This window comes from Pseudomonas sp. L13, from assembly GCF_009935965.1.
GTDB classification, from domain to species: Bacteria; Pseudomonadota; Gammaproteobacteria; order Pseudomonadales; family Pseudomonadaceae; genus Aquipseudomonas; species Aquipseudomonas lactis.
Map to the genome: position 1 here is coordinate 23892 of NZ_QODJ01000013.1, position 12036 is coordinate 35927.

Consider the following 12036-nt stretch of genomic DNA (forward strand, 5'->3'; position numbering starts at 1 on the left):
GAACCGATCATAGACGATCGGTTCAGGGCTCCGTGCAGCCTGAAGCAGTTTGTTCAGACGTTGTTCAGCGCCGTACAGGGCGCTTCTGCAACTTGCGTTGCAAGGTGCGGCGGTGCATGCCCAGGGCGCGGGCAGTGGCGGAGATATTGCCTTCGTGTTCGGTCAATACGCGCTGGATGTGTTCCCACTGCAGGCGGTCCACCGACATCGGGTTTTCCGGCACCAGGGTGTCGAGGTCGGCATGCTCGGACAGCAAGGCGGCCAGCACGTCGTCGGCATCCGCCGGCTTGCACAGGTAATTGCAGGCGCCGCGCTTGATCGCCTCGACGGCGGTGGCGATGCTGGAGTAACCAGTGAGGATCACCACGCGCATTTCCGGGTCGAGTTCCAGCAGCTTGGGCAGCAGCACCAGGCCCGAGTCGCCGTCCATTTTCAGGTCCAGGGCGGCGTAGTCCGGCAGGTCGGCCTGGGCGATGGTCAGGCCCTCTTCGGCAGAACCTGCGGTGCTGACACGAAAACCGCGCCGGCTCATGGCGCGTGCCATCACGCGGGTAAAGGTCGCGTCGTCATCTACCAGCAACAGGTGCGGCAGTTCTTCGCCTTCGACTTGGATCTCGTCACTCATCGATATCTCCTCGTGCGACACGGGGCAGGCGCAGCTCGGTGAGCGTGCCACCTTCCTCATGACTATAGAGCTTCACTGAGCCGCCCGCGCGGGTCACGCTGGCCTTGCTCAAAAACAGGCCCAGGCCGAAGCCTTTGCCCTTGGTGGTAAAGAAGGGTTTGCCGATCTGCTCGGCAATGGCCAACGGCACGCCCGCGCCGTGGTCACGAATGCTGATGGTGACGTTTTCCGCGTCCCAGTCCAACTGCACGCCGAGGCCTTCAGGGCAGGCGTCGGCGGCATTGTTCAGCAAGTTGAGCAGCGCCTGGGTCAGGTCTGGCGGTGGCGCCATGCGCGGCACACTGCCTTGGCCCAGCAGGTTGAAACGGTAACTGGCTTCGGGACGCATCAGGTGCCAGCGGTTGAGCGCCTCATCGAGCCACTGGGTGACGTCCTGCATTTCGACCGCCAGACGGCGATTGGCTTCGGCGGCGCGCACCAGTTGCTGCAACGTCAGCTTGCACTGCTTGACCTGTTCCTGCAGCACGCTCAAATCATCCTGCAGGGCCGGGTCGTGATGATCCTGGGTCATCTCCTTGAGCAGCACGCTCATGGTCGCCAGCGGCGTGCCCAACTCATGGGCGGCGCCGGCGGCCTGGGTGGCGACGGCCAGCAACTGTTGGTCACGCAGGCCCTCTTCCCGGCGAATGGCGCGCAATTCCTCCTGGCGGCGCAGTTCTTCGGCCATGCGCGCGGCGAAAAAGGTAATGACTGCCGCAGACAGGGCAAAGCTCAACCACATCCCGTAGATCTGCAGGTTTTCCCGGGCGATGGGGAATGTCTGCAAGGGGTAGAACTGCGCCAACAGCAAGGTGTACAGCGTCAGCGCGATGCCCGACAGCACCACCGAATAGCGCCACGGCAGGGTGACGGCGGCGATGGTCAAAGGCACCAGGTAATAAGAGACAAAGGGGTTGGTGGAACCGCCGGAGAAGTACAGCAACACGCTGTGGATAAACAGGTCACAGGCCAGTTGCAGGGCGTACTCCAGCTCGGTCACAGGCCAAGTGGTACGCAACCGAATGGCGGTGAACACACACAATACGGTGGAAAAACCCAGGGTCACGGCCAGTTGCAGCCAGGGCAGCGGCAGCAGGTCGAACCAATAGGCAAGCCCGACGGAACCGGCCTGCGCGGCCAATACCAGGGTGCGAATGAACGTCAGGCGCCAGAGGTTCTGGCGAGTGGCGGAAGTCAGTTTTACGGCGGCGAGCATGAGCTCTCCCGTTGAGCGCTGCAGGCGGATCGGCACGAGTATAAACGAAGCAGCGCCTCGGACACTGGACGTGTGGCTCTTTGCCGCAGCGGGCGCTGCAGCTACAAGCCGCAAGTTGAAAGCTGCAAGTTCACCTCGCGTTTACTTGCAGCTCGCAGCTTGAAACTTTTTTTTCTAATTCGTAAACCCGAAGAACCCAATGCCAACGTCTACAGTCTTACCGAGCACGACTATCTCAAGGAGCTTCCATGTCTCGTTTCATTCGCAGTGCAGCCATCATCACCCTCAGTGCCAGCGCCATTGCCAGCCTGCCGGCCATGGCCGCTGATGCATTGCATTACAACCAGATCTCCCTGCGCGCCGAAGCCAGCCAGGAAGTGGCCCGCGACAAGATGATCGTCACCCTTTACACCGAATCGCAAAACGCCGACCCGGCCAAGCTCGCGGCCGAGATCACCACCACCCTGAACCAGGCCCTGGGCCAGGCCCGCGAAGTCAAAGGCGTGACCTTGCGCCAAGGCAGCCGCAACAGCTACCCGATCTACGACAGCAAGAACCAGAAGATCACCGGCTGGCGTGAACGCGCCGAGCTGCGCCTGGAAAGCGCGGACTTCCCGGCGCTGTCCAAACTCACCGGCGAGCTGTTGAACACCTTGAAAATGGACGGCATGGACTTCGCCATTGCCGACGCCACGCGCAAGGCCAGCGAAGATGCGCTGCTCAAGGACGCGGTTGCAGCGTTCAAGGCCCGCGCGCAACTGGCTACCGATGCACTCGGCGGCAAGGGCTACAAGATCGTCAACCTGAACTTCAACACCAATGGCTACCCAATGCCTTACGCCCGCAATGGCGGCATGATGATGAAGGCCGCCATGGCCGATTCAGCGCCGACGCCTGAAGTGGAAGCCGGCACCAGCCAAGTCACCATGAGTGCCGACGGCGTGATCGAAGTTTTACAGTAACTTTTTTAGACAGCACAGAGGCGCAGCCCCACGGGGCGTGCGCCTTTTTTTTGCGTTGGCGCCACGTCATATCCAGCAGCACATCTGGCAGGAATCAAGTGCCCGGCTTTCACGACTCATTACTGCCATAGCTACCAGGGAGGGCTGTGCTGGCATTTATTCACACAATGAGAGCCGAATTTATGTCCTTATCCGTTAATCCAACAGCCTTTTCAACACTGCCATCGAACGTCACCCATCCGACTTCAAACACTCAAGTGCAGACTTCATCAGCACCGCCGCCATCGACTGCAAAGGCCGTCCACCTCGACGAAGCAGCACTGCTCAAGGCCTATATCGAGGCCGCACAACGCAAGGTGTTACACGGCAATGCCGGGCTGATAACCGTGCCGCCCCAAAGCACGCTGGGCCAATGGCTTGGGCTGTATCGCACGCATTTGGAGAACGCCGTTGTACAGGGCTGGCTGCGCGAACAACACGCCGCCCCGGGCACCTTGCTTTCAATCAATCCTTCTACAGGTACCTTGTCCTTCGAGGTCGATGGTAAAAAGAAAACTTTCCATCTGTCGGACACATCAGGCTGGGGGCAAATTTCAGGGCCACTGCTGGCCGCCGCAAAAGTCATCGCTCCGGGCAATAGCGGTGAGTTGCGCGTGAGGCTGGGTGAAGACGCAATACAGGTCAGCGCAAAGGTGGTGGCCAACTTTGAAGGTGTTTCCCTGCCGCAAACACTGTCCCAGGCCCGCGCACAAATAAGGCACCTGGAACATAAGGACACCTTCGACCCTATCCCCGCCGATGACCACCTGCGCCCAGCCAGCAGCCGCTCGGCACACGCCCTGCAAGTGCAAAAACACAACGCCGCCAACTACTACAGCAGCGCACCGCAGGCTTTGGCTTACAAGCGTCTGGCGGTTGACGTCGCCAACAACCTGCCCAATACGCGGGCAGAAGCCAAAAAGTGGGCCGATGAACTGTTGCTCAAACTCACGGGCAAACCTATCGATTCCGACACCGTGTACTTGAATCGCTTCAAAGGCGGCGAAAGCGCGGACACGGCGACCCGTTGGGAACACACATTCCAGGAGCCCTGGTCTTCGCTGCGATTGCCCGACGCCCTGCTGAAAAACTTCTCCGAGCACGACTGGGTGCCTGGCAACCTGGACCTCGATGCGGGGTTATACACACAGCCCGCAGGGCAAAGCGAAAAAGGCGGCTACGGCAAACACAATCAAATCGACCTCAAGCCGTCCCAAGTGATGCATGAAAGCTGGAAAACAGATTTTCAAACCCAAATGACCCAGAAATTCGACGCGTTCTGGAGCGCACATACCGATGACTATCAGACGGCAATCAAAGGCGAATTCGTTTCCCAGGCCCGCGAGCAACTGAAAAAGGCCGAAGCCAGATTACCCGCCGAGCAAGCCCTGCAAGCGCCCGAGCACCAATTCACGCGGGATGACTACCGTTTGGTGATGGGCGCTGTAGACAACCTGCCCCTCGACGAAAACGCGCCCCTGAGCCTTGAACAACTCAAGGCCAAAGCACCGATAAACGGTGCCACACAAGTGCACGCCCTGGACATCCACGGCTTTACGTCCAGCGACATTGTGCGATTCAGCGCTGACGATACAGGTCGCCAAGTGCTTTACATACCAGGAGCCAAACCCGCATTCCTGCGCTTTGACTCCCTGGAAAAACTCAACCAGTGGGTCATTGACCAAACCCTGGACCCGAAAAAAAGCGCGTCGCTGCTCGCGCACTTTTCGTTGATTGATCACCAGGACCATAAGCCCGATGCGCTAACGCAGATTGGAATTGGCTTTGTGCCGGGTTTGAGCTTTACGGGTGTCGGTGACAAAAAAGATGGCCTGGTCACCCTCTTCAAAAAAATGGCCGACGGGGACCTGAAAAAACCGGTAACCAATAGTCCTCACTGGAAGATTGAAAAGGACGTGTTCTCCACATTGGCAACCTCGGCCAAAAACCGCATGACCAGTGATGCCGATGCTGTCATCAAATCCAACAGCGAAGTGACCCGAGATACATGGTTGAACGACATCACCGTGGCGGCGGGGTTGCTGGTCAAGCTTGCGCCTATCGCTGCACCGGTTACCGGCGCAGCGATACTTGCCGGGTTGACCGAACTGGCGTTGGGGGCAGAACAATCAGCCTCCGGCGACACCGAGGCCGAACGCGACAACGGGGCATCCAGGGCATTCGATGGTTTGCTGAACACACTGTTCTCAATCGGGGCAAGTTCGGTCCCTGAAGATCCCTTTGCACTGCCGCCGGAGCAAGAGCTGCCGGGTGCGACCCCAAGTGTCCAACCGCGTGTCAATAACACCGAGGACCCCATACCTGGCCCATCCAGCGGCACACGCGTGGTCAGCGAACCAGGGGTGGCACCGCCAAAACCCCAACCGCTCCTGCCAATGGCGCCCTATGCCGTCGCTGAGGGTGAACAGTTGATCAAGAATGCGACCCGCGACGCGCTGGGTGTCTATCGCGTAACCGACGGCCAGGGAGCACTGCGCCAATTTGTGCGCCTTACCGACGAGACGGGAACGAGCAAGGTATTTGAGATATCGGGGCGCTACCGGACCGGCGACGCGTTTGCCAGGATCATCAATCCCGAGAACGGCGCGGGGCTGACCGTCATAACCCCTGGACGTGATGGGGAGTGGGCCCGTGCAACGGGCGATGGCGGGGTGAAGTGGCCGTGGCACCGCTCGGTTTCGCCCCCCTTGGATCCAGACATGAAAATCTCGCCTACTATTTCGGACAACTTCGTTGATCTCGAAGGCAAGAAATTAGCCGGGGCAGAGCGATTCGATGAGCTGTTAAAAAATAGTGGCCGCCAGAACTACGTTTTTTCCACTCGAAACGTTAATAGCGACGGTATCGACCAGACAAAGTTGGTGGTCTCCTGGGAAGTTCCCGACAATGACTTTTCTGTTAGCACAACAGAAAGAGCAGGCCCGGCAGATTACGGCACAACTCCATATTCAGACCAGTTCGTCAAAGACGTCAATCGCGGCACGTACCGTGTGGAGGTGAGAACAGACGGTGATACGCAAATCATGGAGTTGAATCAAGGCGGAGAGAATGGGGAGGACATACGCGACGCAAGAATCAGACAGTTCGAAACGCTGATCCCCGACCCCGATCTCAGGGCGCGTATCTCCGAGGTCGCTCACCAAGGATCGATGGCCGACATTTCGGCGGGCTTTATGTCACTCGAGGACTCGGAGCTGCAAAAGGACTTCAGACTAAAAGTAGACATTCCTTCTTATACCATCGTCTACGACCCGGCGAGCGGGGTGACTGAGGTCAACGTAATCGGCATTGGCCATATACAGGATATAGAACGGGATATCGACCCGGTTCCTGGTATCGAGGTGACAATAACCAAGCGCTTCAAAATACGCGCTACAAACGATGTAAATGAGCCATTCAAGATCGACCAAACGGCTCCTGGCCTAGCAAACGTAGTGGTTGCGCCACTCCCTTAAAAGGAGCTTTGCGCTTAAGCGAGCATCAACTGCTACCTGGCAAACCTCAACGGAGGTAACCTCAGTTACCTCCGTTTTCGTACAGACAGTTTTTTGCCCGCAACTTCAAGGGACTCCATGGACAGAATCGCCTTCAAACAGCTCCTTCTCGCCACCGGTCTCCTGGCTTTGATGCCCATGACCCAGGCCGCCACGACCCTGGTCTACTGCTCCGAGGCCAGCCCCGCAGGCTTCGACCCCAGCCAGTACACCAGCGGCACCGATTTCGATGCCTCCGCCGAAACCGTGTTCAACCGCCTGACCCAGTTCAAGCGCGGCGGCACCGAGGTCGAACCTGGCCTGGCCACCAGTTGGGATGTTTCCAAGGATGGCCTGACTTACACCTTTCACCTGCGTGAAGGCGTCAAGTTCCATACCACGGACTTCTTCACCCCAACCCGCGACTTCAACGCCGATGACGTGCTGTTCACCTTCAATCGACTGCTGGATGCCGAGAGCCCGTTTCGCAAGGCTTACCCGTCCGAATCGCCCTACTTCACCGACATGGGCTTGAACACCACGATCAAGAACGTCGAAAAACTCGACGAGCACAGCGTGCGGTTCAACCTGAATAATGTCGATGCCTCGTTCGTGCAAAACCTGGCCATGAGCTTTGCCTCTGTGCAATCGGCCGAATACGCCGCCCAGTTGTTGAAACAAGGCAAGGCCGAGCAGATCAACCAGCAACCGGTCGGCACCGGGCCGTTTGTGTTCAAGCGCTACCAGAAAGACGCGCAGATTCGCTATGCAGCCAATACACAGTATTGGAAACCCGAGGATGTGAAACTCGACAACCTGGTGTTCGCCATCACCCCGGACGCCGCCGCGCGCCTGCAGAAACTCAAGGCCGGCGAATGCCAGGTCAGCGGTTACCCGCGCCCTGCCGATATCGAGGTCATGAAGCAAGACCCCAACCTGCGCGTGCTGCAACAAGCGGGCTTCAACCTGGGCTTTTTGGCCTATAACGTGACGCACCCACCGCTGGACCAACTCAAGGTGCGTCAGGCCCTGGACATGGCCATCGACAAGCCCGCCATCATCAAGGCCGTTTACCAGGGCGCCGGACAATTGGCGCAAAACGCACTGCCTCCCGCGCAGTGGTCTTATGACCCGAAAATCCAGGACGCCCCCTACGACCCGACCAAGGCACGGTTGCTACTAAAAGAAGCAGGGGTTGCACCAGGTACCACCATCAACCTGTGGGCAATGACCGTACAACGCGCCTCGAACCCGAATGCGCGGATGTCCGCACAAATGATTCAACAGGATTGGGCCAAAGTCGGCATCAAGGCCAACATCGTCAGCTATGAGTGGGGCGAATACATCAAGCGCGCCAAAAATGGCGAACACGATGCAATGATCTATGGCTGGACCGGCGACAACGGCGACCCCGATAACTGGCTCGGCGTGCTCTACAGTTGTGCCGCGGTCAAGGGCAGTAATTACGCCAAATGGTGTAACCCGGCCTACGACAAGCTGGTGCAGCAGGCCAAGGTCAGCAGCGACCGCGAGCAGCGCATCAAGTGGTATCAACAGGCGCAGAAAATCCTTAAGGAACAAGTACCTATAACGCCTATTGCGAACTCGACGGTTTTCCAGCCTATGCGCAAGCAAGTGCAGGACTTCAAGATCAGCCCGTTTGGGCTAACGCCGTTCTACGGTGTGGGTCTAGATAAGTAACAGCGGCGCCCCAACCGAGTGCGCTAGACGCCTCGGCTGGGCTTTTTTGGTGCGCCATTTGCACCGAAAAAACCCTCCAAATAAGCACTTTTGTGTCAAAACTTTCATAATTGCGACATTCCTGTACGTTCGTACCACAGTTTTCCCTTTGCAACCGCTCTGCATCTTGCATTGGGTATGGCGCCTGCATAAGTATCCGCAGGCCGACTCACGAGGTCGCCCTCACCACCAAAAATGACAACAAATCATGAGGCCAACATGCTTAAACACGCAGTCCTTCCGTTATTAGTGAGCGCTGGCCTTATGGCCGCAGCCCCCGTAGCCCTCGCGGCAACTAACCTGGTGTTCTGCTCCGAAGGGAGCCCGGCCGGTTTCGATCCAGGCCAGTACACCACCGGAACAGACTTCGATGCCTCGGCCGAAACCATGTTCAACCGCCTGAGCCAGTTCGAACGTGGCGGCACCGCCGTGGTTCCTGGCCTGGCTACCAGCTGGGATGTTTCCCCGGATGGCCTGACGTACACCTTCCACCTTCGCGAAGGCGTCAAGTTCCATACCACCCCGTACTTCAAGCCTACTCGTGAATTTTCGGCTGACGACGTACTGTTCACCTTCAACCGGATGATCAATAAAGACGATCCATTCCGTAAGGCCTACCCCACCGAGTTCCCGTACTTCACGGACATGGGGATGGACACCAACATCAAGAACATCGAGAAAATCGATGACCACACTGTCAAGTTCACCCTTGGCACCGTGGACGCCGCGTTCATCCAGAACCTGGCCATGAGCTTCGCCTCGATCCAGTCCGCCGAATACGCTGCGCAGCTGTTGAAGGAAGGCAAGCCTGCCGACATCAACCAGAAGCCGGTCGGCACTGGCCCGTTCGTGTTCAAGAGCTACCAGAAAGATTCGAACATTCGCTACACCGGCAACAAGGACTACTGGAAACCTGAAGACGTGAAGATCGACAACCTGATCTTCGCTATCACCACTGACCCGTCGGTACGTATCCAGAAGCTCAAGAAAAACGAATGCCAGATCACCCTGTTCCCACGTCCGGCCGACCTCAAGCCGCTGGGTGAGGACAAGGACCTGAAACTGCCGCACCAGGCCGGTTTCAACCTGGGCTACATCGCCTATAACGTCATGCCAGTACTCAAGGGCCAGACCGCCGCGAACCCGCTGGCCGACCTGCGCGTCCGTGAAGCCCTGGACATGTCGGTGAACAAGCAGCAGATCATCGACTCCGTGTACCAGGGTGCCGGCCAGCTGGCAGTCAACGCCATGCCGCCAACCCAGTGGTCCTATGACACCACCATCAAGGATGCCAAGTACGATCCTGCCAAAGCCAAGGAATTGCTCAAGGCCGCTGGCGTCAAGGAAGGCACCGAGATCACCCTGTGGGCCATGCCGGTTCAGCGCCCCTACAACCCCAACGCCAAGTTGATGGCCGAGATGCTGCAGAACGACTGGAAACAGATCGGCCTGAAGGTCAACATCGTCAGCTACGAGTGGGGCGAGTACATCAAGCGCTCCAAGGGCGGCGAGAACCAGGCCATGATCATTGGCTGGAGCGGCGACAATGGTGACCCGGACAACTGGCTGAACGTGCTGTTCGGCTGCGACTCGCTGTCGGGCAACAACTTCTCCAAGTGGTGCGACAAGAAATTCGACGGCATCGTGAAAGAAGCCAAGGCCACATCGGATGTCGCCAAACGCACCGAGCTGTATAAGCAGGCGCAACATATCCTCAAAGATGCAGTCCCGATGACACCTATCGCGCACTCGACGGTGTATCAACCCATGCGTAATACCGTACAGGACTTCAAGATCAGCCCGTTTGGCTTGAATTCCTTCTACGGCGTTAGCGTCAGCGGCAAGTAAGGATCAATAACGGCGACGTTTCATAACGTCGCCGTTATTCCATCCGCCTGGACCTTAGGAAACAGACTACGTTTGCAAGCGTTGCCGTCTTACAGCAATGAACTGCGACCCGTGCCTCCGTTGCCTACAAGGTCAGTCAGAATTGACGCATTTACTGCAAGGTCAACGCCCCATAAGGTCGTAGGACAGCAGCGGCATCATTCTGGGGAAGGGCACTTGCTGCGTGTGGGATCAGTGAAGTCTGCCTGGCTGCACGCCAGCAGGAAGGCTCGCTGTTGATAACTACAAACAAGGACCGGGAACGTCATGCGCCATACAACCGTTGTATCCGCTCTGTTTGCCACCAGCCTGCTGGCCGTGGCCACCATGGGCCAAGCCGCCGAGAAGAAGAGCCTGGTGTTCTGCTCCGAAGGCAGCCCGGCAGGGTTTGACACTGCGCAATACACCACCGCCACCGACAACGATGCGGCGGAGCCTTTGTATAACCGTTTGGTGGAGTTCGAAAAAGGCGCCACCGACGTCGTCCCTGGGCTGGCAACCAAGTGGGATATCTCCCCGGATGGCCTGACCTACACCTTCCACCTGCGTGAAGGGGTGAAGTTCCACAGCAACAAGGAATTCAAGCCGACGCGCGACTTCAACGCCGACGACGTGCTGTTCACCTTCAACCGCATGCTTGACCCCGACCATCCGTTTCGCAAGGCCTACCCTACCGAGTTCCCGTACTTCAACGGGATGAGCCTGAACAAGAACATCGCCAAGGTCGAGAAAACAGGCCCCTACACCGTGGTGATGACCCTGAACACGGTCGACGCCGCGTTCGTGCAGAACATCGCCATGAGCTTCGCCGCGATCCTCTCGGCCGAATACGCCGAGCAGTTGCTCAAGCAAGGCCGGCCCAGCGACATCAACCAGAAGCCGATCGGCACTGGCCCGTTCGTGTTCCAGCGTTACCAGAAAGACTCGCAGATCCGCTACGTGGGCAACAAACAGTACTGGGACCCGAGCCGCGTCAAGCTGGACCAACTGATCTTCGCCATCAACACCGACGCGTCGGTGCGCGTGCAAAAACTCAAGGCCGGCGAATGCCAGGTGACCCTGCATCCACGCCCCGCCGATGTCGAAGCCCTCAAGGCCGACCCGAACCTGCAACTGCTGACCAAGCCGGGCTTTAACCTGGGCTATATCTCCTACAACGTGCGCCACAAGCCATTCGATCAGCTTGAAGTACGCCAGGCGCTGGACATGGCGGTGAACAAGCAGAGCATCCTCAATGCTGTGTACCAGGGCGCCGGGCAACTGGCGGTCAACGCCATGCCGCCGACGCAGTGGTCTTACGACGACAGCATCAAGGACGCCGCCTACAACCCGGAAAAAGCCAAGGAGTTGCTCAAGGCCGCCGGCGTCAAGGAAGGCACCGAGATCACCCTGTGGGCCATGCCGGTACAGCGCCCGTACAACCCCAACGCCAAGCTGATGGCCGAGATGCTGCAGAACGACTGGGCCAAGATCGGCCTCAAGGTCAAGATCGTCAGCTATGAGTGGGGCGAGTACATCAAGCGCACCAAGAACGGTGAGCACGATGTCAGCCTGATCGGCTGGACCGGCGACAATGGTGACCCGGACAACTGGCTCGGCACCCTCTACAGCTGCGACGCCATCGGCGGGAACAACTACTCCATGTGGTGCGACCCGGCGTACGACAAGCTGATCAAGCAAGCCAAGGTCGTGACCGACCGTGAACAAAGGACTGTTCTGTACAAACAGGCGCAGCAATTGCTCAAGCAGCAGGTGCCGATCACGCCTATCGCCCACTCGACGGTCAACCAGCCGTTAAGCGCCAAAGTCGAAGGCTTCAAGGTAAGCCCCTTCGGCCGCAACGTGTTCTCGGGCGTCAGCATCACCCCATAAGACAATAACCGGATGGCGGGGAGCGAGGTTCGCTTCCCGGCAAACGTGCAGGCTTTTGTTGGGAAATTTCCTACGCCAAACGTTTGCAACAGCTTGAACGAGTTCCACACCCAATAGCCGGATCACCCAAAAAGACCGGCATTAAAAAAGAGAACCAAAGGA

General features: G+C 58.1%; 7 protein-coding genes. 5 read left to right on the plus strand and 2 right to left on the minus strand.

The features are described from left to right. Nucleotides 1-64 precede the first annotated feature (64 nt). The gene (locus DK871_RS09625) at nt 65-625 is read right to left on the minus strand and encodes a response regulator transcription factor (RefSeq protein ID WP_003171731.1); all 561 of its coding nucleotides are present in this window, start codon (nt 623-625) and stop codon (nt 65-67) included. Then, complete coding sequence (locus DK871_RS09630; RefSeq protein WP_003188495.1) at nt 618-1880, minus strand: ATP-binding protein; 1263 nt, start codon at nt 1878-1880, stop codon at nt 618-620. Before DK871_RS09630 ends, DK871_RS09625 begins: the two co-directional genes overlap by 8 nt. Before the next feature lie 248 nt (nt 1881-2128). On the opposite strand from DK871_RS09630, the gene DK871_RS09635 reads away from it, so the two are divergent. From DK871_RS09635 to DK871_RS09655, 5 genes are all read left to right on the plus strand, one after another. Continuing rightward, on the plus strand, nt 2129-2842 hold the full coding sequence (locus tag DK871_RS09635; protein WP_161904850.1) for an SIMPL domain-containing protein: 714 nt from the start codon (nt 2129-2131) through the stop codon (nt 2840-2842). A gap of 182 nt (nt 2843-3024) precedes the next feature. Next, nucleotides 3025-6357, plus strand: a complete 3333-nt coding sequence (locus DK871_RS09640; protein ID WP_161904851.1) for a dermonecrotic toxin domain-containing protein — start codon at nt 3025-3027, stop codon at nt 6355-6357. Nucleotides 6358-6474: 117 nt separating this feature from the next. Next, nucleotides 6475-8076, plus strand: a complete 1602-nt coding sequence (locus DK871_RS09645) for an ABC transporter substrate-binding protein (RefSeq protein ID WP_161904852.1) — start codon at nt 6475-6477, stop codon at nt 8074-8076. A gap of 258 nt (nt 8077-8334) precedes the next feature. After that, entirely contained in the window at nt 8335-9963 is a 1629-nt protein-coding gene (locus DK871_RS09650; protein ID WP_161904853.1) for an ABC transporter substrate-binding protein, read from the plus strand. Between the two features lie 366 nt (nt 9964-10329). Then, nucleotides 10330-11874: an ABC transporter substrate-binding protein gene (locus DK871_RS09655; protein ID WP_375139734.1), complete on the plus strand. Its 1545-nt coding sequence runs from the start codon at nt 10330-10332 to the stop codon at nt 11872-11874. Nucleotides 11875-12036 lie beyond the last annotated feature (162 nt).